Here is a 26834-nt window from a genome sequence, read left to right on the forward strand (position 1 = left end):
TGGCAACTGCAGGGCGGTGCTTCAGGGCTTGAGTTCGAGCGTGATCTCGCCAAGCTCGCTCTTGCCCTTGGCCGACAGTTGCGCGGCCTGCTTGACCGGCCACTCGAAGGGAATGCTTACCAGCTCCCGCCCGCCCACTTCACGTGCGGCCTCGACCTGCAGCTTGTACTGACCCGGGGGCAGCTGAGCCAGTGGATTGCGGCCTTCGGTAAAGCTCAGCTGATGCCTGCCTGCGGGGCGCGTGGGCTGGGTGACGCCATCCATGGGCAGGCTGAGCTCACGGCCCGTGCGGCGCCACCACTGGCGCATGTCCTTGAGCCATTTCGCACCCTCGGCGTTGCGCATCTTCACGTCATACCAGACCGACAGGTTCGCGGCCACGCTGCTGTCGGCACGTTCCAGCCATACGGCCACATAGGGGCGGTGATATTCGGCCACGTCGAGACGCGGCACCTCCACGCCCACCTGCAGGCCGGCAGCCACGGCCGGCAGACCGACGACAGCGCCCAAGGCGGCACCAAAGCGCAAAACGGTTGTAGTCATGAAACTCCTAGGAAGTGGCCGGCACTCAATGCACCAGCAATAGCGCCAGCAAGGCAGGAATCAACAGGCCCAGCCCCACCATGGGCCAGGTCATGGGCCGACGGCCCGCATGCATTTGCAGAATGAACAGCCCCGTCAGGCAGAACACCAGACAGGCGAGCGCAAAAATATCGATGAACAGGCCCCAGGCCGCACCAGCATGGCGGCCCTTGTGCAAGTCGTTGAAATAGGAGATCCAGCCCCGGTCCGTGGATTCAAACTCGGCCTGACCATCGAGCAGGCTCAGGCGCAGCCAGGCATCACCACCGGGCCTGGGCATGGCCACATAGGCCTCGTCCTCGCTCCATTCGACTTCGTGTCCGCGCACATCGGCGCCAAATTCGGCACGTGCCCATTCCTGCACGGCCTGGGGCAAGGCCCGACCCGGTGTGTTCTGCCCGCTCTCCTCCTGATCCTGTGGCTGCAGCAGCTTGAGCAAAGGCTCGGGCAACCGGCCTTCGCGGGCCACGACTTCGGGCTTGGCCTCGATCTGCCCCGCGTGGTTCAACGTAAACCCGGTGAGCGCGAACAGCAGCATGCCGACCAGGCAGACGGCCGAGCTCACCCAGTGCCATTCATGCAGGGTCTTGAGCCAATAGGCCCGGCGGGAGGAAGTGGAAGCAGCTTGAGTCATGCAACAGAAAAGGCACTGCCTTCGACGACAGTGCCTGAGGCCCTGGGCCACAAAAGCCGCAATTGTAGAGCACCCAAATGAAAACCAGTCTCATTTGCAAACTCTTTACCTTGCATAAACAAGAGACAGCTTCAGCCTTCTCCTTCCACGCCTGGGAGCTCCAACATGCGAGCATGCATAATTGACGTTTACGTCAACGTAAACAAGGAGACTTTCATGCAGATCAAGGACAGGGTATTCATCGTCACGGGCGGCGCCTCGGGGCTGGGCGAAGGCACGGCGCGCATGCTGGCTGCCGAAGGCGGCAAGGTGGTGATTGCCGACATGCAGGTCGACAAGGGTGAGGCCGTGGCCAAGGAGATTGACGGCGCCTTTGTGCGCTGCGATGTGAGCCAGGAAGCCGACGGCCAGGCCGTGGTGGACAAGGCCTGCAGCCTGGGCAAGCTCGCCGGCCTCGTCAACTGCGCCGGCATCGCCCCAGCCGAAAAGACCGTGGGCAAGAACGGCGCCCACAATCTTGCGCTGTATTCGAAGACGATTACCGTGAACCTGATTGGCAGCTTCAACATGATCCGCCTCGCAGCTGCGGCCATGTCGGCCAATGAACCCGAAGCCACGGGCGAGCGCGGCGTGCTCATCTCCACAGCCAGCGTGGCCGCCTACGACGGCCAGATAGGCCAGGCCGCCTATGCCGCTTCCAAGGGCGGTGTGGTCGGCATGACCCTGCCCATTGCACGCGATCTGGCGCGCAGCGGCATCCGCAACATGACGATTGCGCCCGGCATCTTCGGCACGCCCATGCTGTTCGGCATGCCCCAGGAAGTACAGGACGCATTGGCCGCTGGCGTGCCCTTCCCCAGCCGCCTGGGCACACCGGCCGACTATGCCAAGCTGGTCAAGCACATTCTGGAAAACGACATGCTCAACGGCGAGGTCATCCGCCTGGATGGCGCAATTCGCCTGGCACCACGCTAAAACCTGCCATCCCTGCGCCTGCCCGCGCAGGGATTCCAGCCTTCAAGCACATGGCGACGGCTCAGCACGGCCATAGCCACGCCATCATCGCCCCACCTCTCACACGGCTTCAGCATGCTGTGCTGCACACGGCCAGCCCTCCCGCGCATGCCGACAAGCCTTCTTCGGCCAAGCCCGCTACACGCCAGGGCCAGCGCCTGAGAGCGTGTTCAAGATCTCCTCGCGGCACGCCAGCGTGGAGAGCTTGAACAGGCTCTGATCCCACACCATCCTCCTCCAGTTCGGTGAGCAGGCCCAGGACCGCTCTGCGATCTGCGGCCCTGCCCGCATCCCCCCGCATCTCATCATGGGAATAACAATCATTTTTATTGACCGACGGTCGGTCGTTAAATATGATGCAGCCCTCTTTGACAAAACTCATCTCCAGAGCCGCAATGCCTCGCCACTCCACCCCTTTCCGCCGCACACCTCCGGCGAACCGTTCTCAGATCCACATTGCCATTGCAACCTCTCTGATGCTTCTTGGGCCTTTGCAAGCCCATGCAGCCGCTGGGGTGGCAGACACCGCTGCACTCCCAACCGTCACAGTGACCGGGGGATCGTCCGCAGACCAGGGCAATGGAGCCGTGCATGGCTATGTGGCCGAGCAGTCCACCGCAGGCACCAAGACCGACACCCCCATACTGGAGACACCGCAGTCGATCTCGGTGGTGACACGTGAGCAAATGGAAGTGCTGCAGCCGCTGAGCAGCAGCGAGGCATTGCGCTACACGGGCGGAGCCGTCAGTGAGAAATACGGCGGTTTTGGCGGCCAGCTGGATTTGACGCGCATCCGCGGCTTCGATGCCGACTACTACCTCGATGGGCTGCGCATCATCAGCAATGTCTCGACATGGACGCCGCAGATCGATCCCTTTTCTCTGGAGCGCATCGAGGTGCTGCGAGGCCCCTCTGCCGCACTGTATGGGCAAGGAACGGGCGGGGGCATCGTCAACCAGGTCAGCCGCCGCCCGCAGGCCGAGGCCTCGAACGAGGTCATCATGCAGCTCGGTAATTTCGGGCGGCGCATGCTCGGCATAGACACCACCGGCCCAGCCAATGCCGACGGCAGCTTGCTCTACCGCTTCACCGCGACAGGCCTGGACTCTGAAGGGCAGGTCGAGGATGTGAAGCACCAGCGCATCTACATCGCACCGGCACTGACCTGGCGCCCGAACACTTCCACGTCATGGACGCTGCTGGCCACCCACTCGCGCGAGCCTGAAATCCCGGACTACAACAGCCTGCCCGCTGCAGCCGTGGGCCTGGACAACAGCCCTTTTGCGCCAATCAATCGCCGGCGCAATTACACCAACATGGATTTCCAGGATTCGAGCCGCAAGCAGAACTCGGTCAGCTCGCTGTTCGAGCACCAGTTCGGCAATGGCTGGAAGTTCACCAGCAATTCCCGCTATATGTATATCAACTCGGACATCCAGCGCACATCGATTTATGCGTACGAGGACCGTGGCGGGCATTTGTGGCTGCAGGGCACGTATGGGCTGGCGCCGGCCAGCTCCAACACTTTCTCCACCGACAACCATGTCACCAAAACCTTCGAGCTGGGCAGCACACGCCACACCGTGCTGGCGGGCGTGGATTACGCAAGAGGCTCCATGCGCAGCGATTCCTACCGCATGGACCCCGTGGCCTTTGACCCCTACGATCCGACCAATTACCGCCCCGTTGCCGTGCCGGACTTCAGCCACAGCATGTCTGCGACGCCGTACAACGTGCGCCAGCAGTTCGAGCGGGTGGGGATTTACGCCCAGGATCAGATGGCCTATGAGCGCTGGCGCCTGACCCTCAACGCGCGCCATGACTGGTCCAAAACCGACGACCAGTCCCGCAGCTACTCACCCAAGTGGAATAACAGCCAGCAAAAGGACAGCAAGTGGAGTGGCCGCCTGGGGCTGAACTATCTGTTCGACAGCGGCGTGGCACCTTATCTGAGCTATGCCACTTCGTTCGACCCGGTGCTGGGTAATGACGTCCACGGCCGAGCCTTTGCGCCCACCGAGACCACGCAGTACGAAGCCGGTGTGAAATACCACCCGGCCGGCTCCAAAACCTTGCTCTCGGCGGCCGTCTTCCAGATCAACCAGACCAACGTCAAGACGGCGGACACGCGCAATCTGGGCTTTTGGACGCAGTCCGGCGAGGTGCGCTCGCGCGGGCTGGATTTGCAGGCCAGCGCGGAAATCGTCCGCAATCTGAACCTGCTGGCGAGCTACTCCTATCTCGACAACGTGCTGGTCAGCGATGCCAACTACCAGGGCAAAAGTCAGGCCCAGACACCCCGACACAGTGGCGCCTTGTGGCTGGACTACCGCGTGGCATCGGGCTGGCTCAGCGGCCTGCGTGTGGGCGCCGGTGCCCGCTACCTGGGCAGCAGCTTCGGCAATCCGATGAACACCTTCACCGTGCCCTCGGTCACGCTCGTTGATCTGGCCTTCAGCTACGACCTGGGTCACCTCAGCCGCGACCTCCATGGCGTATCGCTTGCCATCAATGTCAGCAATCTGGCCAACAAGCAGTACATCGCCAGTTGCGGCTCGCAACTGTCCTGCTTCATAGGGCAAGACCGCACGATCACGGCCACGGCCAGGTTCCGCTGGTGATGCAAGCGAGCCGCAATCACCGCCGAACGCTGCTGCAAGGCGCATGGGCTGCGGGGCTGAGTGCCCTGGCTGGCGTTGTTCCTGCGCAGGCTGGGGCACACAGCACCAGCGTGACCGACATCGCCGGCAGGGTGTTGACGCTGCGCACACCGGTACGGCGTATGGTGCTGGGCGACGGCCCACTGGCCTATGTGGTGGCTCTGCTTGGCAACGGGGATCCCTTCAGCTCTGTGGTGGGTTGGGGGGATAACTTTCGCTCTGCCGATCTGGGTGGCTATACGGCCTATCGCCAAAGGTTTCCCTCTATCGACCGCATACCGACCTTCAGGGGCTCGACCGTGGGTGCCATCGATATCGAGCTGGCGATTTCGCTGGAGCCCGACGTGGTGGTCTTGAATCTGAGCTCCAGGTCGGCAGCCGAATCCTCCGGCCTGTTGGCGCGGCTGTCGCAGGTGGGCGTTCCGGTGGTCTTTGTCGATTTCCGCACCCGCATGTTCGAGAACACCACACGCAGCATCGACATCATGGGCCAGATCATGGGCCGCCCGGAGCGGGCTGCGGACTTTCTGCGCTTTCGGCAGGCGCAAACGCTGCGCGTCACGCAGCGGCTGCAGAGACTGAAACACAGACCATTGGTGATGCTGGAAAGAGCGGCAGGGCTTTATGACGATTGCTGTCTCTCCTATGGCAATGGGAATTTCGGCGAACTGGTGGCTGCGGCTGGCGGAACCAATCTGGGCAGCCAGGTGTTGCACGGGACCTTCGGCACCCTGCATCCCGAACAGGTGATCGCAGCCGACCCCGATGTCATCCTGGTCACCGGCGCCAACTGGAAGCTGTATTCCCCCGTGGGCGACTGGGTGGACCTGGGGCCCGGCTCGGACCCCGCAGCAGGCCAGGCCAGCTTGCGCCGCCTGATGAAGAGGCCTGCCTATCGATCGCTGCGTGCCGTGCATACAGGGCGGGTCCATGCCATCTGGCATCCGTTCTACGACAACCCCTATTACTTCATCGCGCTGCAGCAGATTGCCAAGTGGCTGCATCCCGATCTTTTTCACGATCTGGATCCGGACGCGACTTTTCGCGAGCTGCACCAGCGCTTTCTCCCCATCCCCTACCAGCCCGGCTATTGGCTCAGTCTGAACCCCTCCACATGACCTCGACCCCTTCGCATGCCGACCCCTCGATGCTCGAGAACGGCCGGCATTTCTATCAGCGGCTTTCACGCAAACGCAGCCTCATGCTGTGGGTGATGGCCTTGCTCACCATTGCCTGTTTTGTGCTGGACCTGTCGCTGGGCCAAGCCTTGTACGCACCAGGTCAGATACTGCGCGCACTGTGGGATAGCGATGCGGCACCCGCCATCCACGTCATCCTGTGGGATATCCGGCTGCCCGTGGCGCTGTCTGCCCTGGTGGTTGGCGCCAGCCTGGCGATTGCAGGCGTGCAAATGCAGACGGTGCTGAACAACCCGCTGGCCAGCCCTTTCACCTTGGGCCTTTCCGCAGCCGCAAGCTTTGGTGCAGCCATAGGGCTGGTGTTGGGCGTGAGCATTCTGCCCGCAGCTGCCGTGGCTTTTGCCATTCCCGCCAACGCCTTTTTGGTGTCCATGGCTGCAGCGCTTTTTATCCACCGCATGAGCCGGCGCCGCGGCATCACCACCGAAATGATTGTGCTGCTCGGCACCACCCTGGTTTTCACCTTTGGTGCGCTGCTTGAGGCCCTGCAATACGTGGCACCGGACCAGGCGCTGTCTGCCGTGGTCTTCTGGACCATGGGCAGTCTCTCGCGCAGCAACTGGCTCAAGCTCGGCATCATGGGTGCCGTCCTCGTGCTGGTGTGGCTGGCTTTTGCCAAACAGGCCTGGGCCATGACGGCTTTGCGACTGGGAGAGGCCCGCGCCAGCAGCCTGGGCGTTCCTGTGGACCGCCTTCGCCTGCAAGGCATTTTGCTGGGGAGTCTGCTGGCATCGGTGTGCGTGTCTTTTGTGGGCACCATAGGCTTTGTGGGGCTGGTGGGGCCCCATGTCGCACGCATGCTGATAGGGGAAGACCAGCGTTATCTGCTTCCGGCCTCGGCCCTGTGCGGTGCGGCCATGCTGTCCGCCGCTTCCGTTTTGAGCAAATCCCTGCTGCCCGGGCAGACGCTGCCGATTGGCATCGTCACCTCGCTGGTGGGCGTGCCTTTGTTTTTCATCTTGATTTTGAGGACGCGCACACGATGAAAGACATGCTGGAGATAGCTGCCGTGTCTGTGTCGTTTGGCACCCGCAAGGTCCTCAACGACATCAGCTTCGGCCCGCTGCGTGCAGGCAGCGTCACGGCCTTGTTGGGCTCCAATGCGGCGGGAAAATCCACGCTGTTGCGGTGTCTGGCCGGCGAGCTGCAAGGCCATGGCGTGGTCCGCGTGGACGGCCAGCCCCTGGCGCACTGGCCTGCCCATCACCCCAACCGGCCGGCACATGTGCCGCAGGACTACTCGATGCGCTCATCGCTGCGCGTTTTCGAGGCGGTCTTGCTGGCAGGCAAGCAGGCAGCAGGAGGCTGGTCTGTGTCCAACGGCGAGCTCGATGCCGTGACCCAGATTCTGGCGACCCTGCAAATCGACGGGCTGGCAGACCGCGAGCTGAGCGCGCTCAGCGGAGGGCAGCGCCAACTGGTGTCCATTGCACAAGCCCTGGTGCGCCAGCCACGCGTCTTGCTGCTGGACGAGCCCACCAGTGCCCTGGATCTGCAGCGCAAGTTCGAGGTGCTGGAGCTGCTGAGAGGCCAGGCTCGGCAAAACGCCATGTGCGTTGTGATGGCCATCCATGACATAGACCATGCCCTGCGCTTTGCGGACCAGGTGGTGGTGCTGCACAACGGCTCCGTGCTTGCCAGTGGTGCGCCAAACCAAGTCCTCACGCCGCAGTTGCTGGCCCGCGTGTATGGCGTGCAGGCCCGCGTGGAGCAATGTTCCCAGGGGTTGTGGCATGTGATGGTGGATCAATCGCTGCGCCGCAACGCCGCATGGACAAGGACAACACCAGAGGAGCAGCCATGCTGACCATCATCGCCAAAGACGCCTTGCGCGCACGCATAGAAAAGGCCTCGGGCGGCAAACAAACCGTTCTCTACACCGCCAAGGGCCAGCCCAGCCACATGAACATCGTGCCGGGTTGGCGGCTGGAAGACATCGCACCGGGACTGGGCCAGGGCCTGCACCCGGCCTTCATCGTCGACGGCCATGAAAAGCGCGAATTTTTCTATGGAAGCTATGCCGGAACACTGAGCGATGGCGAATTGCTGAGCCTGCCGGATATGCCTGCGGCCTGCCGCCTAGATTTCGACATGGCCTGGCAGGCAGCGCGTGCCTGCGGCCAGGGCTGGCATTTGAGCAGCAATGCCGAGCGTGCAGCGCTGATGCTGTGGAGCCATGCGCAAGGCTGTGCATCGCACGGCAACACCCAGTTCGGCCAAGATGCGCAAGCGCCTGGAGAGAAGGGCGTTCGTATCGATGGCGGGGCTTGCGGCCTGGACGGTGGCGAGCCCGCTGTGCTGACCGGTTCCGGTCCGTACAGCTGGCGCCATGACCATTCGCCGCACGGCATTGCCGACCTCACCGGCAACCTCTGGGAGTGGCAGACCGGCCTGCGCCTTGTGGACGGTGAGGTGCAGGTGATACCGGACAACAACGCCGTGCATGCCAGCGCATCCGCAGACTCCAGGCACTGGAAGGCCATCTGCCTCAGTGATGGCGCGCTGGTGGAGCCTGGCACCGTGGGCACGGCCAAGCTCGATGCACCTACGGACCGCAAGGATGGCAATGCAGGGCTTCCCGTTTGGGCAGAGAAAATCGGGAACCGCAATGGCATGGCTGGCAGCAATGCCAACAGCCCAGGTCTGCTGGACGCCGCTTTTGACGCCATGCGTGCCGATGCCTTTGGCGCTTTCCAGCGCCTGGCCATGCTGGGTCTGGCGCCCCATGCCCGTACCGGGAGCGCCGAGCAGGTGTATCTGCGCAACTATGGCGAGCGCATCTTCCTCAGCGGCGGGGCCTGGTATTCGGGCGCCATGGCAGGCCAGCGGACGCTATGCCTCAGCCATCCCCGCGGGCATGCCAGCACCTCGGTCGGCGCACGCCCGGCCTTTATCCTCTGACGGGACTCAGCCATGGACAAGTGAAGGTCTGGGCCTATGCCCCAGCCTTTTTTGTCGGATTCAACATCTGAAGACATGCTGCAGAGACGCTGCGCGCAAAGGGTTTGATGTTCTTTGTTTTGGCAGCGATGACATCGTCGGTTGCGCCGTGTACACCCGAGTAGATCAGCAGGGCCACCACCCTGGGCACGGGCGGTGACCAGACACCGGCCCGGCAACCACCATCAATGATCTCCAGCAACTGGTCCAGGATGGCATTCTTGGCCTGGTTGGCGCGGTCATGGTGGTGGTGGTTGGTGTAGACGATGTCGTGGATGCGATAGGTCTTCACATAGGTCTCGACATTGGCATAGACCCAGACCTGCAGCCGGCCGACCCAGTCATCAGCTGCGCAAGCAGACATGGCCTGTTCGAGGCTGGCCATGAAGTGCTCTGTATAGCGCTTGCCCAATGCCTCCAGCATGTCGGTCTTGGCCGAGAAATAATGGTAGAAGGTGCCTTTGGCGACCTGCGCCGATTCGACGATGTCGCTGATCGTCGTGGCCTCGACCCCTTTTTCCAGGAAGAGCTTTTCGGCTGCCGCCATCAGCTCTTCCAGACGTACCTCGGCTGGCTTGGTTCTGGGGCGACCCGGGCGCTTGGCTGTGGAGTCCCTGGCAGGCGTTTTTTCTTTCATCGCGTCAATTGATCTGGGTATGGGCAAGCAGGGGCCAGTCTAAAGGAACGGCAACCGCAAAGCCGGAAGTGACTTTGCATCTTATTTATTGACCGACGGTCGGTCGAAAAATAAGATGGGGTATGACTTCCTCTTCCATCGATTCTCTTAGGTTCACAGACCAGCAGGTCTTCAAACGCCGCTGTGCTGTTGCTGCGGCCTATCTGGGTACTTTTCTGGCCACGCTCGACATCAGCATCGTCAACGTCGCGCTTCCCACATTGCAGCAAGCCTTGCACACCGATATCGCCGGGCTGCAGTGGGTGGTGAACGCCTATGCCATTTGCCTGTCGGCCTTCATGCTTTCAGCCGGGCCGGTGGCGGATCGCTATGGGCATAAGCGCGCCTGGATTTGCGGCGTTGTGCTGTTCACCATAGGTTCTGCGCTGTGTGCTGCGGCGTCCTCACTCAACCCGTTGCTGGCGGGCCGGGCACTTCAGGGCCTGGCCGGAGCACTGGTCATACCGGGTGCCTTGCCCATCCTGGCGCATGCCTATCCCGACCCCAAGCAGCGGGCCCATGTCATCGGTGGCTGGTCTGCCTTCAGTGCGCTGGCGCTGGTGCTGGGGCCATTGCTGGGAGGGGTGTTGCTGCATTTCTGGACATGGCACAGCATATTTCTCATCAACCTCCCCCTGGGCGTGCTGACGGTTGCATTGGGACTGTGGGGGATTACCGAGCGCAAACACCCCCAAGAGGCCGCGCTGGACCCAGCAGGGCAGTTGCTGAGTGTGCTTTTCCTCGGGACTTTGACATATGGGCTGATTGAAGCGGGAGAGTCCAGTTTCACGGCCGCACCTGCCATGGCAGCGCTGGGCCTGGCATTGCTGGCCGCCGTTCTGTTTGTGTTTACCGAGCTGAAGGTAAAGCGTCCGCTGGTGCCTTTGGAAATGTTTCGCCAACCCCAACTGGCGTTGACGAATCTGGCATCGTTCGTGCTGGGCTTCTCCTACTACAGCAGCCTGTTCTTTTTCTCCATCTTCTTGCAAGGTGTGCAGAGCTGGTCACCGGTGGAGGCGGGCTGGCGGATGATGCCGCTCTTTGTGGTCACGGGCTTGACCTCGGTGCTTTTCGGCAAGCTGAGTGCCCGGTTTTCTTTGCACCGGCTCATGGTGACAGGGTATGCGCTGACCTCGCTGTCCATGGCCGCCATGGCGCTTTTCACGACTTCCACACCGTATGCCGTTGTCGGAGCCCTTTTTGTTCTGATGGGACTCGGGGTTGGGCTGGCCGTCCCGGCCACGGGAGTGGCAGTCATGGAGAGTGCACCGCCCGCACGTGCAGGCATGGTCTCAGCCATGCTCAACGCCTTGCGCCAAATGGGCATGACGGTGGGTATTGCCCTGCTGGGGGCATTGATGACCCACAGGGCCATACAGGTGATGGCGAGCTCGCCAGAGCTGCAAGATGTGGCAGGCGCAGCAGACTTGGCCAACCAGGCGATCACACACCACGTGGTGCCTGAATCTCTCTCGGCCTTGTACGCAAGTTCTCTTGGCAGCGGTTTCCAAATCGCGATGCTGGTTGCAGCCTTGGTCTGCGGGATGGCCACAGCATTGCTGATGTCCATGAAACGGGCCGCCTGACACAGACTCCTGCGCGCGTGCTTTTGCACGCGTCGCAGTGACCGGCACCGCCCTGAGCTTGGCTCATGCCGCCCGGACCGTCCTTCGCCCACTCTGGCCAAGCACATCGCTGCGGCAGGCTGGCCTCGATCCCTATCCAGTCTTCGAATCCATGGCCGGCAACGCATGTCAATGCGCCATTCGAAGAGCCGGCGAATGGCGCATTGGCCAGGCCGCTCAGGGGCTTGGTCAACAACTCATCCCAGCTTTCGATCACTGCCGAACATGGCCCGACTTCGGCTGCATGGTCTTTTATCGCTCTTCACGTTTGCCCACGTTCGTGTGAGCTCTGCCCTCCAAGAGAGCCTCTTTTTACCTTTGGGCGACCCGATGGCAAAAACCGCCCCAAGCTGACCTCAAACTGACGCTGATCAAAAAAACAATAAAAACCCGATCAAACGCTTACCTATAAAGCGCTTAAAGCTATTAATTTGATTGCAAAAAACGGCCATTGAATCAACCAGACAGCATGAAAAATCGCAAAAAAGCCTGCATTCTCTTCATGCACTTTTGCATGAAAAACCTTGGGTTTATATAATTTAATCTTTCTTACAACCTGCTCCGCAGGGTATGGCCGTCACACAAAACGGCCTTCAATCCCCTCCGGCGAATGTCTGCGCTATGCCGCACTTTCGTCATCCGGGACTGAATCCGGTCCAGACATTCAGGTATTGCACGGCATGGATTGCATGGCCGCAATGCCAACCAGGGAAGCTGTACGCCGTGCTGCGACAGTGCTCCCACCCCAAGGCTCTTGCGCAACGCCCCGCGTGCCATTCGAGCTGTCTCGGGTGCTCTTCGTACCCGTGTAATTTGTGACCACAAGCCTTTGCGCCTTGTCGCTTGAAAAGCATCAGGGCTTGAATCCGGCTTGTGCGCCGGCCCCCTTTTTCCGGGGAGCCTGTCTGTGTATCACCTCTTCAAAAGGAGAACGCCACAGTGGCCAAGCGGATCGATATAGATCATGTATTCAAAGTCTTCGGCAACGAGCCCAAGGTCGCACTCGAGTTGGTGCGCCAAGGCCGTAGCAAGCAGGAAATCCTGGAGCGCACCGGTCAGTCGATTGGTGTGTTCGATGCCCACTTCAACATAGAGGCTGGCGAGATCTTCGTCGTCATGGGCTTGTCGGGCTCGGGCAAATCCACGCTGGTGCGCATGCTCAATCGCCTGATCGAGCCCACCAGCGGGCGGATTCTGGTGAATGGAGAAGACATCAATGCCTTGAGCGAGCGAGAGCTGCGCGCCTTGCGTCGCAAGGATATTTCCATGGTCTTCCAGTCGTTCGCCCTCATGCCGCACATGAGCGTGCTGGACAACACGGCCTTTGGCCTGGAGCTCGCCGGCGTTGCCAGATCCGAGCGTGAGCAGCATGCCCAGGCAGCGCTTGAGCAAGTGGGTCTTGGCGCCTGGGGCGCAAGCTATCCCGACGAACTCTCAGGCGGCATGCAGCAGCGCGTGGGCCTGGCCAGGGCCCTGGCATCGGACCCCTCGATTCTTCTCATGGACGAGGCCTTCTCGGCGCTTGACCCCATCATTCGCACCGAGATGCAGTCCGAACTGCTGAGGCTGCAGCAGATCAAGCGTCGCACCATCGTCTTCATCTCCCATGATCTGGACGAAGCCATGCGCATCGGCGACCGCATCGCCATCATGAAGGACGGCCAGGTCGTACAGGTGGGCACACCCGACGAGATCCTGCGCGAGCCTGCGAACGACTATGTGCGCAGCTTTGTGCGCGGCGTGGATGCTGCCTCGGTATTCAAGGCTGGCGACATTGCGCGCCAGGCCCTGACCGTGGTGTCCGAACACAGTGACCGTGGCTGCCGTGCAGCGCTGCGCCTGCTTGAGGACCTGGATCGCGACTACGCCTATGTGGTCACCGCTCACCGCCAGTATCTGGGCGTGGTCTCCTCCGATTCGCTGCAGCAGGCGCTGCGCGACCACGCCGGGCCCCTGGGTCTGCGCCATGCCTTTCTTGCCGATGTGCAGGCGCTGGAGGCATCCACACCCGTGGCCGACCTCTATGGACGTGCTGCCGCAGCGCCATGCGCCCTGCCCGTCAGCGACGAGGAAGGACGCTTTCTGGGCGTGGTCAGCCGCACCACCATGCTGCGCTTTCTCGACCGCGACACCCCTCCTGTTCCGCCGCCGCAAAAAACCACGCCGGCCATCACGCTCAATCCGCACTTCCCCGCCTCGGCCGATCAGCCCACACTGGGCCCAAGCCCCAGCGCACCCAGTGCAGAACAGCAAGCAGGAGATGCACGATGAACGAGAACAACAACATTCCCGACAACATGGATGCAACCGCTGGCACCGACCCCTGGGCCGATGCTGGCGGCCAGACTGCGGCCACAGCCGAGGCCAGCCAGGACCCCTGGGGCGCGACCAGCGCAACCGCAAGTGATGCAACCCAGGACCCCTGGGGCTCCGCCAGCAGCGCCGATGCAGCCGGCAGTGACTGGCTGGGCGCGGCCTCCAGCCCCGACCCCGCTGGCGATGGCTTGAGCAGCCTGTGGCAGCAGATCAGTACCGAAGGCCTGCCCGTGCAATCCTGGATCAACCAGGGCCTGGACTGGGTAGTCACGAACTTCCGCCCTTTCTTCCAGGCCGTGCGTGCGCCCATCGACGGCACGCTGACCGGCGTCACAGACATGCTTCAGGCCATTCCCTGGCCCGTGCTGATCGTGATTCTTGCGCTCGTCGCCTGGCAATTCGCAGGCCGGGCCCTGGCCTTGGGCACAGCCATCTCCCTGCTGGCCGTGGCCGCGCTGGGCATCTGGTCCGAAGCCATGGTGACTCTGGCCCTGGTACTGACCTCGCTGGTCTTCTGCCTGATCATCGGTCTACCTGTAGGCATCTTGCTGGCATCCAGCGAACGGGCCGAACGCTGGATGCGCCCCGTGCTTGATGCCATGCAGACCACGCCGGCCTTTGTCTACCTGGTGCCCGTGGTCATGCTCTTCGGCATTGGCAATGTGCCAGGCGTCATCGTGACCATCGTGTTCGCCCTGCCTCCGCTGATACGCCTGACCAATCTGGGCATACGCCAGGTCCGGCCTGACCTCATCGAAGCCAGCCGCGCCTACGGTGCCTCGACCTGGCAACTGCTCTGGAAGGTGCAACTGCCGCTGGCCCTGCCCTCCATCATGGCCGGCGTCAACCAGGCTTTGATGCTGTCCCTGTCGATGGTGGTCATCGCCTCCATGATTGCCGTAGGCGGCCTTGGACAGATGGTCTTGCGCGGGATTGGGCGCCTGGACATGGGCCTGGCCACCGTAGGCGGTCTGGGAATCGTGCTGCTGGCCATTGTGCTGGACCGCATCACCCAGGCCATGGGCCAGCAGCGCCGCGGCGGCCTGCATTGGTGGCATGGCGGCCCCGTAGGCTGCCTGACCCGCCTGCTGGGCGCCAAGCCCGCACAGAAAAACGGCGGCTAAGCCGCAGTTTGTGACGACGAGGCGTCTGCCCTGCAAGGCAAGACGCCCACTGTTTTACTTCACCAAGGAGGAACGCAAGCATGACCCAAACCTTGAACCCACATTTCCAGCAACGCCAGCCCGCCCTGGCCCGCTGGCTGCGTACCACGGCTGCAACCGCGGCCATGGCCCTGGCCGGCGCCAGCGCCATGGCCGCAGACCAGCTCCCAGGCAAGGGCGTCAAAGTCCTGCCGCTCAAGAGCTCGATTGCCGAGGAAACCTTCCAGACCCTGCTGGTCATGAAAGCTCTGGAGCAGTTGGGCTACGACGTACAGCCCTTCAAGGAGGTCGAGTACCCGACCGCTCATACGGCTGTTGCCAATGGGGACGCCACCTTTCTGGCCACGCACTGGAACCCTCTGCATGCAGACTATTACAAGAACTCCGGTGGAGACGCCAAGTTCTATCGCAAGGGCGTGTATTCGGACAACGCAGCCCAAGGCTATCTGATCGACAAGAAGACGGCCGAGGCCTACAAGATCACCAACATCGAGCAGTTCAAGGATCCCAAGATCGCCAAACTATTCGATACCGATGGCGATGGCAAGGCCGACCTCACGGGCTGCAACCCCGGCTGGGGCTGCGAGTCCGTGATCGAGCACCAGCTCACAGCCTACAAGCTGCGCGATACGGTGACCCACAAACAGGGCACTTATTCAGCCCTGATCGCCGACACCATCACACGCTACAAATCCGGCAAGCCCATCTTCTACTACACCTGGACACCCTACTGGGTGAGCAACGTGCTCAAGCCCGGCAAGGATGTGGTCTGGCTCGAGGTGCCGTTCTCCTCCCTGCCTGGCGAGCAATCCAAGCTCGACACCAAGCTGCCCAATGGCAAGAACTACGGCTTTGTGGTCAACAAGCAGCACATCGTGGCCAACAAGGCCTTTACCGACAAGCATCCCGATGCAGCCAAGCTCTTCGAGCTCATGCACTTGCCAGTGGCCGACATCAATGCCCAGAACAGTTTGATGAACCAGGGCCAGAACAAGAGCTCCGACATAGAGCGCCATGTGAACGGCTGGATCAAGGCTCACCAGCAGACCTTTGACAGCTGGATCGACCAGGCCAGGGCAGCAGCCGCCAAGTCCTGACCGGACCTTGCGCAAGACACTGGTCACGGCCTGCGCCGCTCTAGTCTGCGCAAGCTGCGCATGACCAGGATGCGCGAGCGGCAAGCCTGAGCCCCGGCAACAAAGGCTTGCCACATCACCGCCGCAGCCGCATTCGCGCCCCAGACGCGGATGCGGTTCCGGCGTTTTACCCCTGCCTTCCTGCAAACCAGGATGGCACGTGCGCCCAGGGACAGGGGCGCATGCGTGGAGAACAAGGGCCGCCCGCAAGGCGCTCGCCCTGCGATGGCCCATGCAGATAAGACAAGACATGAATAAAATCTTCTACCTCACCGCCCAACATCAGCATTCTGCAAGCCGCAGGAGTCTGCTTGGCACCATTGCCGCAGCCCTGCTTTGCACAGCAAGCCTGCCCGCGCTGGCGGCGTCGGATGCACAGCTTCCAGGCAAGGGCGTGAGCGTCATTCCGGTCAAGAGCGCCTTGATCGAGGAAAGCTTTCAGACCCAGCTCGTGGTCAAGGCGCTGGAGAAGCTGGGCTATGAGGTCAAGCCTGTGGAAGAGCTCGAATATCCACTGGCCCACGTCGCCGTTGCCCGCGGCGATGCCACCTTCATGGCCAATCACTGGAATCCTCACCACTCGGAGTTCTACAAGACCGCAGGTGGTGATGCCAAGCTCTCGCGCAAGGGCGTCTACTCTGCCGGAGCCGTGCAGGGCTACATGATCGACAAAAAGACGGCTGATCAATACCAGATCACCAACCTCGGGCAACTCAAGGACCCCAAACTGGCCAAGCTGTTCGACACTGACGGAGACGGCAAGGCCAACCTCATCGGAGCTAGCGCAGGCTGGGGCGGCGAAGCCGTGATCGATCACCAGCTGGATACTTTCGGACTGCGCGCCACCGTGAACTACACCCAGGGCAACTACCCGGCACTCATCGCAGATACCCTGACCCGGTTCAAGCAAGGCAAGCCCGTGCTCTATTACGCCTGGACGCCCTACTGGCTCAGCAATGTGCTGCAACAGGGCAAGGATGTGATCTGGCTTCAGGTCCCCTTCTCGGCCATGCCCGGTCTGCAGACAGGTACAGATACCAAGCTGGCGAATGGCAAAAACTACGGTTTTCCACTGAACAACGAGTACATCGTGGCCAACAAGAGCTGGGTCGAAAAGCATCCTGCTGCGGCCAAGCTGTTCGAGATCATGCAACTGCCCATTGGCGACATCAGCATGCAGAACCGGCTCATGCATGAAGGCCAGAACAAGCCTGCCGACGTGGAGCGCCATGTAAACAGCTGGATCAAGGCTCATCAAAAAACCTTTGACGGCTGGCTCGAACAAGCCCGCGCCGCAGCCCGCTAAGGCCGCAACGCCCCCTGCCAGCTACCGACAGCACTGTGGCGGCATCTTGGTTACTGGGCGTGAGCCGCACAGCGGCCGAGATACACGCCCGGCCACGCTTTCATGGCTGCTCGCTCAACCCGGGGCGCATTTGCATCACCCTGGGCCCCGACCGCTTCAGCGCATGCGATGCAAGAAGCTATCGAGTTGAAAGCCGGCCATCATCGCCATGCCGCACAAACCGGCGCTTTGGCAGTCATGAACACAGAAGCTGATCCGGTATGACGCGGCTCAAATCGAGATGCCGGCCTGATCGGCCACCATGGCCCAGCGCGCGACCTCGCTGGCAACCATTCGGGCCAGGGCCTTGGGCGATCCGCCCCCCGGCTCTGCCCCAAGCATGAGCCAGCCCTCGGTGAACCCCGGATTGCTGAAAGCCCGGTTCAAGGCCTGATTGAGCCTGAGCACCACGGACTGCGATAGCTTGTCGGGGGCAAACAGTCCAAGCCAGCAGGCTGCTCCATATCCAGCAGAGCCGGCTTCTGCCACCGTTGGCACCTCGGGCAAAGCGCGGGTGCGCGACGCAGAGGTCACGGCAATGGCCCGTACCCTGCCCTGCCTGATATAAGGCAGGGCCGAGGGCACAGGCTCGAACATCAGATGCGTGCGACCTGCCGCCAGATCCTCCAGGGCCTGACTCGAGCCTTCGTAGACCACATGCTTTACCCGGGTGCCGGTCGTGCACCTGAACTGCTCGGCCATCATGTGCTGCATGCTGCTCACCCCCAGCGATGCATAGCTGTACCTGTCGGGCTGGGTCTTGAGCAAGGCAATGAGCTCAATGACACTGCCGGCCTCGAAAGAGTTGCTGACGATGAGGACATGACTCACTCGCCCCACATAGCCCACGGGCGTCATCTCCCGGATGTCGTAACCAAGCTGCGCATTCAGGGACTGAGCCACTGCGTGGTGTACGGCCCCCAGCAGCAAGGTATAGCCATCGGCCGCAGCCTTGGCCACATACTTTGCCCCCAGCGTCCCGCAAGCGCCATCTCGGTAGGACACAAGCACCGGCTGACCAAGCTCAAGGCTCAACTGCCCGGCCAGCATCTGCGAGAACCCATCCAGCACACCACCCCGCGCAAACGGAGCCACCAGACTGATGGGCTGAGATGGATAACGGGGCTGGGCAGATGACAGACCCGGCAGCATCCAAGCTGAACCTGCTGCCGCACTCCATGCCAGTAAATTTCTACGCTGTAGATCCATCTCTCGTCCCAGACACCAAGTCCTTGGCAGCCATGGAAGGCCGTGTACCAGCCCTGCCACCCGAAAAAATGTCATTATTTGTTTCAAATGTTCTGCATTGTGTCAAATTAAACCCTGCTCGTCAGTTGTTCGACCGCCAAGAGTGATACGGATCTCGCCAAAGTGAAGAGGGAGAGCCGCTCTTTGTTCAAACCCCAGGCAAGCCGGATTTCAGCCGGCTTCACTCAAAATGCGCGCAGGCCATACAGTCCCTGGCGAAAACCCTGACTCTGTCCCGTGGCTGACTGCTGCTGGGCAACAGCCCGGAATAATGCACCCATGCTGCAAGAAGCCCCTTCTCCCCTCCCGAGCAAAGCTGTGGATGCCTATGTCCCAACCCGCTTTGCAAGTTCACGCCAGATCCCGATCCGTACGCTTTCCTACCATGTGCTGAGCTGGGGACAGCCCGGCCCCGCAGTACCGCTTGTACTGCTGCACGGCTGGATGGACATCGGCGCCTCTTATCAGTTCGTGGTCGATGCGCTAAGCGCAGGCTTTGCAGACTCGCGCCTCATCATCGCCCCCGACTGGCGCGGCTTTGGGCGCAGCCGTATGCCCGGACCTTGCGACCGCCATGACTTCGCCGACTATCTCGCGGATCTGGACCAACTGCTCGATGTCGTGGCAGGGGAACAGCCCGTGGACCTGGTAGGGCACAGCATGGGAGGCAATGTGGCCATGATGTATGCAGGGGCCAGGCCCGGGCGCATCCGTACCCTGGTCAACCTCGAAGGCTTCGGCCTGCCCGCCACCCGACCCGAGCAGGCTCCGGCGCGCTACGCGCAATGGATGGATGAAATCAGAAAGCTTGGGAGCGGAGAGATCACGCTCAAAAGCTATGACAGCCTGCACGCCGTGGCTCAGCGCCTGATGAAGACCAACCGCCGTCTGCCTCAGGACAAGGCCTTGTGGCTCGCAGAGCGCTGGGCGGCCCCCAATGCCCAGGGCCGCTGGGAGATTCAAGGCGATGCAGCACACAAGGTAAGCAGCGCCCAGCTCTACCGCCTGGATGAAACCCTGGCCTTGTACCGCGCGATCACGGCCCCGGTTCTTGCTGTGGAAGCCAGCGACGACAGCATGGGCCAGTGGTGGAAAGGCCGCTACGGCCTGGAGCAGTACCATGAGCGGCTCAAGCAGGTGCACCGCTGCCAGGTTGCCGTAGTGCAGGATGCTGCCCACATGCTCCATCACGATCAGCCCGCAGCCGTGGCAGCTCTCATAGAAAAATTCGCAACTTCGACCTGAGTCTCTTGACCTGCTCTGGCAAGCAAAATGCCGGAGCAGGCTGCTCAGCAAAAACAAAAAGCCGCATCCACGAATGAATGCGGCTTTCAAAACTGGCGGAGTGGACGGGACTCGAACCCGCGACCCCCGGCGTGACAGGCCGGTATTCTAACCAACTGAACTACCACTCCTGGCAGGAAGCTTTGCAGCTATCTTCATAGCATCAAGCGCTTCAAACTTGGCGACCCTACGGGGATTCGAACCCCGGTACCTACCGTGAAAGGGTAGTGTCCTAGGCCTCTAGACGATAGGGTCAATTCCTAGAACGATGCGAGCCTTGCAGCTCGCCGTCTCAATTTTGGTGGAGGTAAACGGGATCGAACCGATGACCTCTTGCATGCCATGCAAGCGCTCTCCCAGCTGAGCTATACCCCCTTTCACATCAAGCCTAGCATTCACATGCCCTGCTTGCTGCGATCCAAAAATTGTAGCACAGACCAATCGTCAAAAAACAAATCCGATGATATGCCGAGCGGCACAGAGGCCTCACAAGCCAGACACGGGCAGAAGTTTGCGACCCGAGAGCAGGCCAGGAAGGCGGTGATGGACTGGATGGCCTTCTACAATCACCGCAGGCTGCATTCGGCGCTGGGCTATCTCAGTCCTATGCAGTACGAGCAACGCTGGTACGAGGCACAGCGTAAAAAGGCCGCGTAGATCATGGGCTAAGAGCTACACAAAACAGGGGCAAGATCACATTGCAAGACTGCTGCAAGACGGACGCTTTGCGCCGGCACGTGTGGCCGCACCCAGGCATGAGCCCTATGGCGCCCTGGTCACCCATGTCTGGGACCTCTCGGGCGTCCTGCTGCACCTGGCCCAATGGGACAGGCCCTGAATCTCCAGTCCTGTCTTTCGAGCCCGCGCCCTTTCTCCTTGTAACCCATGCCCCAGCCTCCACGCCCTGCGCTGCCCTTTTCCCAGGCCTGCGAAAACAACCGCGCGCCCATTCTTGAAGTCCTGCAGACAGCGTTCGCCGGATTGCGCCATGTGCTGGAGATAGGCTCGGGCACAGGCCAGCACAGCGTGTACTTCGCGCCGCGCCTGCCGCACCTGATCTGGCAGACCAGCGACCTCACCGAGAACCATGCAGGCATTGCGGCCTGGCATGCGTCCCGACCAGCTCCCAATCTGCGCCTCCCGCTACGCCTTGACCTGCAGGCCGATGGCTGGCCGCAAACCCGGGAGGGCGCATTTGATGCCGCCTTCTCCAGCAATACCGCCCATATCGTGGCCTGGTCGCTGGTGCAGCGCATGTTTGCACTGCTCGGCGCCCATCTGCCTGCGGGTGGCAAATTTGCGCTCTACGGTCCGTTCAACTACGGCGGCAACTACACCAGCGACAGCAACCGCGCCTTCGACCTGTGGCTGCGCGAGCGCGATGCACGCAGCGGCCTGCGCGACTTCGAGACGGTCCAGTCCCTGGCACGAAACCATGGCCTGGCCCTGGAAGCCGACCATGCCATGCCTGCCAACAATCGCTTGCTGGTGTTTGTCCGCCAGGGCGTCTGATACGGTTGGGACTTTGCGGCTCTCACCTCTTCCCTGTTTGCATGACCTGGCTTTTGCTCTTTCTGCATGTGCTGCTGATCTCAGGCTTCAGCCTGCGCATCCTGCTGCGCGATGATCTTCGCCCCGATGTACGCATGGGCTGGCTCACGGTGATGGTGCTCGTGCCTTATGCGGGCTGCGTGCTGTATTACCTGTTCGGCGAGGCTGCCCTCGGACGGCTGGGGAGCGACAGACAGCACAAGCGCTATCCCGGTGTCGCCGCCTTTGTGCGCCGGCATCTGCCCGCGCGCCAGGCCTGGATTCCATTCCTGGCCCAAGGCGTCGAAGCGGCACCGGCCGTGAACGCACAGTGGCAACCGGCGTTTGACTACGCATCCTCCATCAATGGCTTCGCCGTGACCACGGGCAATCATGCCCAGTTGATGCGCGACGGCAACCAGGCGCGGGCACGCATGCTGGCCGACATGGATGCGGCCTGCAGCGAAATCCATGTGCTCTATTACATCTGGCTGGACGACGAAACCGGCACCGCCCTTGCCCAGGCCTTGATGCGGGCCGCCCGGCGCGGCGTGACCTGCCGGGCCATGGTGGACGGCCTGGGCTCGCGTGCCCTCATAGGCTCGCCGCTGTGGCAGCAGATGCAGCAGGCGGGCGTCCAACTCGCCGTGGCCCTGCCCGTGAACCGGCCTCTCAAGGTCATACTCACCAGCCGCATCGATTTGCGCAACCACCGCAAGATCACCGTGATAGACGGCACAACCGGTTATTGCGGCAGCCAGAACTGTGCCGACGAGGCATTTGCCGTCAAGGCCCGATACGCCCCCTGGGTGGACATCATGCTGCGCCTGCAAGGCCCTGTGGTCGCGCAGATGCAGATGATCTTTGCGAGCGATTGGCGCCAGGCCAGCGGCAAGAGCCTTGCCCCTTTGCTGCCCCCGGCCGATCTCGCCGGCAAAGCGGGCTTTGCGGCCCTGGCCATTGCCGAAGGGCCGAACGAGCGCCGCCGCTCGACACCGCACCTGGTCTCCACGCTGCTGGCCAGCGCACGCCACGAAGTCGTGATCTCCACGCCCTACTTCGTGCCCGACGCCACAGTCCTCGAAGCCCTGTGCGCCACGGCCCTGCGCGGCGTCGCCGTAACCCTCATCGTGCCCGCACGCAACGACTCCTGGATCGTGGGCGCGGCCAGTCGAAGCAACTACCGCCGACTGCTGGCCGCAGGCGTGGGCATTCTCGAATTCCGCCCTGGCCTGCTGCATGCCAAGACCTTGTGCGTGGATGGGGAGGTGGCCCTCGTGGGCTCGACCAATCTGGACCTGCGCAGCTTCGATCTCAACTTCGAGAGCAATGTGCTGCTGCACGACCGCGCCCTCACCGCCGCCATACGCGCACGCCAGCAGGCCTATGCCGATGCGGCCGACACCATCACCATGGAGCAGGTGCTGGCCTGGCGCTGGAGCAAGCGCATCTGGCACAACCTGCTGGCCACGCTCAGCCCCGTGCTCTAGCCCCGCCCCCGAATGCAGGGGCTCCCAGCCTCGCATTTCGGCAAGCAAATCCCTTGTAATCCTGGGGCCTTGAACTGCAGCAACGGCTCTTGAAAAGAGACCTCATCCAGTCTGCAAGCGGCTTGCCCGGATTCGACCTGAAACAGGTCTAACTTCGGTCTTGTCGGCCCGGTTTTCCCGCGCAAAATATTGCTTATAAAGCATAGCAATATCGGAGACATGCCCTTGGATCACTGGTCCAATCTTTCCAGCGGAGAAATGCTGGTGCTGGAGTCCGTTTTCTGGTCGAAGGCTGCGTCCCGACATGAGGTCGCGACACGCCTCCACCTGTCCAAGAGCAAGGCCAATGCACTGATTGCCGACCTCCTGGCCCAAGGGCTGCTGCAGGAGACAGGGCCTGGCCCAGCCAGCACGGGCCGTCCGGCCGAAACCTTGTGCCTGTCGAATGCACTGGGAATTCTGCTCGCCATCGATATCGGTGCGACCTGCATGTCGATTGCGGCACTCACGCCCAGCCTGCTGGTGCTGGCCCAGTGCCGCGAAGATGTCGATGTGCGCGATGCACAGCAAGGCCCTACCGTGGTGCTGGCACGCATCAAGGTCTTGGCACTGCGGCTTCTGGAGCAATGCGGCAAGAGGGCAAAGGACGTTCTGGCCATTGGCATTGGCGTTCCCGGCCCCGTGAATTTTGAGAATGCACAGATGGTCAGCCCACCGCTCATGCCGGGCTGGGGTGATTTTTCCATCCGCGACTTCATGCGCGACAGCTTTGAGGCCCCGGTCTTCGTGGACAACGACGTCAACATCCAGGCCATTGGCGAGCTGCGCCAGCAGCAGGGCACATCGAACTTTCTCGTGCTCAAGGTGGGCACGGGCATCGGCTGCGGCATCGTCTGCGACGGAAAGATCTTCCGGGGAGCCACAGGCTCGGCCGGTGATGTAGGGCATATCTGCGTGGACACTTCCGGCCCTCACTGTCATTGCGGCAATACAGGCTGCCTGGAAACCATGGCTGCACGCCCTGCCGTCGAGCGCCAGGCCTGGGAGGCCATGGAACGCGAGGACAGCCAGGTACTGCGCCGCCATGCAGGAGAACAAGGCATGCTGACTCTGGCTGCCGTGGGAGCAGCCAGTCGTGAAGGTGATATGGAGGCCAACCGCATCATTCAGCGCGCAGGCAGTTTGGTGGGCCAGATGCTGGCCTCGGTGGTCAACTTCTTCAATCCATCACATGTCTTTCTCACGGGCAGCGTCGTCACCGTAGGGCCCTTGTTCCTCGCCTCCGTACGACAAAGCGTCTACCAGCGCTCACTCGCGCTTTCCACGCGCAACCTGCATGTCCAGTACTCCTCCTTGGGCGATGCTGCAGGCTTGACGGGCGCCGGCGTGCTGGCCATGCAGGAATTTCTCAAGTCACGGAGGCTGCACCGATGAGCCGAACTGAGCCTCTTTGCGTGGAGTTTGTCGATATCGTCAAGGAATTCGGCAGCGTGCGCGTGCTGCGCGGCTTGAGTTTTTCCCTGAGGCCTGGCCGTGTGCATGGGCTGCTGGGCGAAAACGGAGCCGGCAAATCCACGCTCATGAAAATACTGGCGGGCTATGAGGCTCCGACCTGTGGGAGCGTGCTGGTCAACAGCCGGATCCAGCGCTTTGCCAGTTGCCGCGATGCCGAGGCCCTGGGCATTGTGCTGATCCACCAGGAGTTCAACCTGGCCGATGACCTGAGCGTGGCCCAGAATATTTTTCTGGGCCACGAGCTCAAGCGCAACTGTCTGCTAGACGAAGCGGCCATGGAAAGCGCCTCTGCCCAGGCACTCGCACGGATAGGCCTGGACCTCTCCCCCAGAGCCAGGGTCGGAGATCTTCAGGTCGCTGAAAAGCAACTGGTGGAGATCGCCAAGGCACTGTCACGGCACGTACGTCTGCTGATCATGGACGAGCCCACAGCCTCGCTCACGCCCAGCGAAACCCGGCGCCTTTTTCTGCTGATCGAGCAGTTGCGTACCGATGGTGTAACCGTGGTCTACATCTCGCACAAGCTCGATGAGGTGGAGCACATCACCGACGATGTCATCGTCATGCGTGACGGCGGCTTTGTGGCCTGCTCGCCCACCAACACGCTGACACGCGCACAAATGGCCCAGCTGATGGTGGGGCGTGAGCTGGCCGATCTCTACCCCCCGCGCAGCTCCGTCTCCGATACGGCCCCCGCCCTGCTCGCAGTACGCGACTTCAACGTACCGGGCTGGGTACAGGATGCAACGTTTGCGGTGCACGCCGGTGAGATTCTGGGCTTTGCAGGCCTGGTCGGTGCAGGCCGCACCGAATTGTTCGAGGGGCTGCTGGGGCTGCGGCCTGCCCATGGCGATGTAACGATGCAGGGTCGGGCCCTCTCGCATGGCAAAGGCTGGCGAACGCCGAAGGAAGCGATGCGAAGCGGTCTCACCTATCTGAGCGAAGACCGCAAGGGAAAAGGCCTGCATCTGGATTTCGGCCTGAGACAGAACCTGACGCTGATGGCGCTGGAGCAGCATGCAAGGCCCTGGCTGCGAAGCGCTTGCGAAAAGTCCGCGCTCGTTGACGCCGTGCAGCGTTACGGCATACGCAGCCGCTCGCTGGACGTGAAGGCCGCAGCCCTGTCGGGCGGCAACCAGCAAAAGCTAGCCCTGGCCAAGGTATTGCAGCCCGGCCCACGGATCATCGTGCTGGACGAGCCCACGCGCGGCGTCGATGTCGGGGCCAAGCGGGACATTTACTTTCTGATCCACGAACTGGCCTGCGCCGGCCTGGCCGTGATCGTGATTTCTTCTGAACTGGTCGAGCTCATCGGCCTGTGCCATCGCGTTGTGGTGATGCGGGCTGGCCGCTGCGCAGCCACGCTGGACACCTGCCACCTGAACGAAGAGGAACTGATAGGCCATGCAACAGGAACCATCACCGCCCATGTCCCGGACTCCAGCCATCAGCCACAGGGGCAGCCGTCACTTCAGCCTCCACTGGCGTAGCCTGGGCCCTGCACTGGGCCTGGCCCTGCTGTGTCTGGCGGGAGCCTGGCTCAACAGCGATTTCGCGAGCCTGGAGAACCTGCTGAATGTGCTGTCACGCACGGCCTTCATCGGCATCATTGCCGTGGGCATGTGCTTTGTGATCACCACGGGCGGCATCGATCTGTCGGTGGGGTCGATGGCTGCGTTGATTGCGGGCTGCGTGATCATGTTCATCAATGCAGCCGCGCCCTGGCTGGACTCCCCTTTGCTGGCCGTGATCCTGGGCGCCTTGCTGGCCTTGATCATGGGCGCGCTGTGCGGCCTGGCCCATGGCCTGTTGATCACCAAGGGACGTATCGAGCCTTTCATCGTGACCCTGGGCACACTGGGGATCTTTCGCGCCGTGCTGACCTATCTGTCCGACGGTGGTGCGCTCTCGCTGGACGACAGCCTGCTGGCCATCTATGCCCCGGTGTATTACGGCAGCCTGGCCGGCATTCCCATCCCCGTCTGGGTGTTCGTCCTGGTGGCGATTGCCGGAGGCATCATTCTAGGCCGCACCCCCTATGGCCGCTATGTGCAGGCCGTGGGCTCCAACGAGCAGGTGGCACGCTATGCCGCCGTCGATGTGGTGCGGGTCAAGATCATCACCTATGTGCTGCTGGGTCTGTGCGTGGGCATTGCCACGCTGCTGTATGTGCCGCGCCTGGGTTCGGCCTCGCCCACCACGGGCTTGCTGTGGGAGCTGGAGGCGATCACCGCCGTCATCGTCGGCGGCACGGTGCTCAAGGGCGGCAGCGGCTCAATGACGGGCACGGTCATAGGCGCCATCGTGCTATCGGTGATCAGCAACATCCTGAATCTGACCAGCGTCATCAGCGTCTACCTGAATGCGGCCGTGCAGGGCGTGGCCATCATCGCCGTCGCATTGCTGCAGAGGCGGTGACTCAACGCGAGGCGCGTCGCAGCAGGCCAGGGGCATGTCCTCTTTCTGCACCAGGGATC

At 62.0% G+C, this 26834-nt stretch carries 21 protein-coding genes, 3 tRNA genes and 1 pseudogene; 18 read left to right on the forward strand and 7 right to left on the reverse strand.

Features of this window, described 5'->3' with window-relative positions; all coding sequences use genetic code 11:
* Positions 1–21 precede the first annotated feature (21 nt).
* Both G486_RS0106660 and G486_RS0106665 read right to left on the reverse strand, forming a co-directional pair.
* Positions 22–543 (reverse strand): DUF2271 domain-containing protein, encoded by a 522-nt coding sequence (locus G486_RS0106660; protein ID WP_027014841.1) that lies wholly within the window; start codon positions 541–543, stop codon positions 22–24.
* Between the two features lie 25 nt (positions 544–568).
* A complete protein-coding gene (locus G486_RS0106665) occupies positions 569–1216 on the reverse strand; it encodes a PepSY-associated TM helix domain-containing protein (protein WP_027014842.1) in 648 nt (215 codons plus the stop codon).
* A 216-nt stretch (positions 1217–1432) separates the two neighbouring features.
* Here G486_RS0106665 and G486_RS0106670 point away from each other — a divergent pair, with 216 nt between their 5' ends.
* The 6 genes from G486_RS0106670 to G486_RS0106700 all read left to right on the forward strand — a co-directional run bounded on the left by G486_RS0106670 (position 1433) and on the right by G486_RS0106700 (position 8990).
* Positions 1433–2191 (forward strand): 3-hydroxyacyl-CoA dehydrogenase, encoded by a 759-nt coding sequence (locus G486_RS0106670; protein ID WP_027014843.1) that lies wholly within the window; start codon positions 1433–1435, stop codon positions 2189–2191.
* A 554-nt stretch (positions 2192–2745) separates the two neighbouring features.
* Positions 2746–4851 carry a TonB-dependent siderophore receptor gene (locus G486_RS0106680; RefSeq protein ID WP_245587259.1) on the forward strand — a complete coding sequence of 702 codons (2106 nt, stop codon included), beginning with the start codon at positions 2746–2748 and terminating at the stop codon, positions 4849–4851.
* A gap of 110 nt (positions 4852–4961) precedes the next feature.
* Positions 4962–6008, forward strand: a complete 1047-nt coding sequence (locus G486_RS0106685) for an ABC transporter substrate-binding protein (protein WP_245587260.1) — start codon at positions 4962–4964, stop codon at positions 6006–6008.
* Positions 6005–7075 carry a FecCD family ABC transporter permease gene (locus tag G486_RS0106690; protein WP_034386846.1) on the forward strand — a complete coding sequence of 357 codons (1071 nt, stop codon included), beginning with the start codon at positions 6005–6007 and terminating at the stop codon, positions 7073–7075. The genes G486_RS0106685 and G486_RS0106690 overlap by 4 nt, the downstream gene beginning before the upstream one ends.
* Positions 7072–7896, forward strand: a complete 825-nt coding sequence (locus G486_RS0106695; RefSeq protein ID WP_027014848.1) for an ABC transporter ATP-binding protein — start codon at positions 7072–7074, stop codon at positions 7894–7896. The genes G486_RS0106690 and G486_RS0106695 overlap by 4 nt, the downstream gene beginning before the upstream one ends.
* Positions 7890–8990 carry a hypothetical protein gene (locus G486_RS0106700; protein ID WP_027014849.1) on the forward strand — a complete coding sequence of 367 codons (1101 nt, stop codon included), beginning with the start codon at positions 7890–7892 and terminating at the stop codon, positions 8988–8990. The genes G486_RS0106695 and G486_RS0106700 overlap by 7 nt, the downstream gene beginning before the upstream one ends.
* A gap of 34 nt (positions 8991–9024) precedes the next feature.
* Here G486_RS0106700 and G486_RS0106705 read toward each other — a convergent pair whose 3' ends face one another.
* A complete protein-coding gene (locus tag G486_RS0106705; protein ID WP_027014850.1) occupies positions 9025–9666 on the reverse strand; it encodes a TetR/AcrR family transcriptional regulator in 642 nt (213 codons plus the stop codon).
* Between the two features lie 122 nt (positions 9667–9788).
* Here G486_RS0106705 and G486_RS0106710 point away from each other — a divergent pair, with 122 nt between their 5' ends.
* The 5 genes from G486_RS0106710 to proX (G486_RS0106730) all read left to right on the forward strand — a co-directional run bounded on the left by G486_RS0106710 (position 9789) and on the right by proX (G486_RS0106730) (position 17251).
* Entirely contained in the window at positions 9789–11291 is a 1503-nt protein-coding gene (locus G486_RS0106710; protein ID WP_051303235.1) for an MFS transporter, read from the forward strand.
* 978 nt (positions 11292–12269) lie between these two features.
* Positions 12270–13601, forward strand: a complete 1332-nt coding sequence (gene proV / locus G486_RS0106715; protein ID WP_027014852.1) for a glycine betaine/L-proline ABC transporter ATP-binding protein ProV — start codon at positions 12270–12272, stop codon at positions 13599–13601.
* A complete protein-coding gene (gene proW, locus G486_RS0106720) occupies positions 13598–14770 on the forward strand; it encodes a glycine betaine/L-proline ABC transporter permease ProW (RefSeq protein ID WP_027014853.1) in 1173 nt (390 codons plus the stop codon). Before proV ends, proW begins: the two co-directional genes overlap by 4 nt.
* A gap of 80 nt (positions 14771–14850) precedes the next feature.
* A complete protein-coding gene (gene proX, locus G486_RS0106725) occupies positions 14851–15906 on the forward strand; it encodes a glycine betaine/L-proline ABC transporter substrate-binding protein ProX (protein ID WP_027014854.1) in 1056 nt (351 codons plus the stop codon).
* 289 nt (positions 15907–16195) lie between these two features.
* Positions 16196–17251 carry a glycine betaine/L-proline ABC transporter substrate-binding protein ProX gene (proX, locus tag G486_RS0106730; protein ID WP_051303237.1) on the forward strand — a complete coding sequence of 352 codons (1056 nt, stop codon included), beginning with the start codon at positions 16196–16198 and terminating at the stop codon, positions 17249–17251.
* Between the two features lie 270 nt (positions 17252–17521).
* On the opposite strand, the gene G486_RS0106735 is transcribed toward proX (G486_RS0106730), so the two are convergent.
* Positions 17522–18442, reverse strand: coding sequence for a tripartite tricarboxylate transporter substrate-binding protein (locus tag G486_RS0106735; protein WP_051303238.1), 921 nt, complete (start codon positions 18440–18442; stop codon positions 17522–17524).
* Between the two features lie 375 nt (positions 18443–18817).
* Between G486_RS0106735 and G486_RS0106740 the strand changes: the two genes are divergently transcribed.
* On the forward strand, positions 18818–19783 hold the full coding sequence (locus G486_RS0106740; RefSeq protein ID WP_027014857.1) for an alpha/beta fold hydrolase: 966 nt from the start codon (positions 18818–18820) through the stop codon (positions 19781–19783).
* Between the two features lie 93 nt (positions 19784–19876).
* Here G486_RS0106740 and G486_RS0106745 read toward each other — a convergent pair.
* The 3 genes from G486_RS0106745 to G486_RS0106755 all read right to left on the reverse strand — a co-directional run bounded on the left by G486_RS0106745 (position 19877) and on the right by G486_RS0106755 (position 20197).
* Positions 19877–19953: transfer RNA gene (locus G486_RS0106745), tRNA-Asp, on the reverse strand.
* A 48-nt stretch (positions 19954–20001) separates the two neighbouring features.
* Positions 20002–20077 (reverse strand) — tRNA-Glu (locus G486_RS0106750).
* Between the two features lie 44 nt (positions 20078–20121).
* Positions 20122–20197, reverse strand: a tRNA-Ala gene (locus G486_RS0106755).
* Positions 20198–20320: 123 nt separating this feature from the next.
* Between G486_RS0106755 and G486_RS0106760 the strand changes: the two are divergent.
* The 6 genes and pseudogenes from G486_RS0106760 to G486_RS0106790 form a co-directional block, all read left to right on the forward strand.
* A pseudogene (locus tag G486_RS0106760) lies at positions 20321–20479 on the forward strand (IS3 family transposase); the annotation flags it as partial.
* A gap of 228 nt (positions 20480–20707) precedes the next feature.
* On the forward strand, positions 20708–21334 hold the full coding sequence (locus G486_RS0106770) for a DUF938 domain-containing protein (protein ID WP_027014859.1): 627 nt from the start codon (positions 20708–20710) through the stop codon (positions 21332–21334).
* A 41-nt stretch (positions 21335–21375) separates the two neighbouring features.
* The gene (cls, locus tag G486_RS0106775) at positions 21376–22842 is read left to right on the forward strand and encodes a cardiolipin synthase (protein ID WP_027014860.1); all 1467 of its coding nucleotides are present in this window, start codon (positions 21376–21378) and stop codon (positions 22840–22842) included.
* A 219-nt stretch (positions 22843–23061) separates the two neighbouring features.
* Positions 23062–24276: an ROK family protein gene (locus tag G486_RS0106780; protein ID WP_342667334.1), complete on the forward strand. Its 1215-nt coding sequence runs from the start codon at positions 23062–23064 to the stop codon at positions 24274–24276.
* Positions 24273–25847: a sugar ABC transporter ATP-binding protein gene (locus G486_RS21680; RefSeq protein ID WP_051303239.1), complete on the forward strand. Its 1575-nt coding sequence runs from the start codon at positions 24273–24275 to the stop codon at positions 25845–25847. Before G486_RS0106780 ends, G486_RS21680 begins: the two co-directional genes overlap by 4 nt.
* Entirely contained in the window at positions 25786–26775 is a 990-nt protein-coding gene (locus G486_RS0106790; protein ID WP_027014862.1) for an ABC transporter permease, read from the forward strand. The genes G486_RS21680 and G486_RS0106790 overlap by 62 nt, the downstream gene beginning before the upstream one ends.
* Positions 26776–26834 lie beyond the last annotated feature (59 nt).

The sequence above is a fragment of the Comamonas composti DSM 21721 genome, assembly GCF_000429845.1.
GTDB classification, from domain to species: domain Bacteria; phylum Pseudomonadota; class Gammaproteobacteria; order Burkholderiales; family Burkholderiaceae_C; genus Comamonas; species Comamonas composti.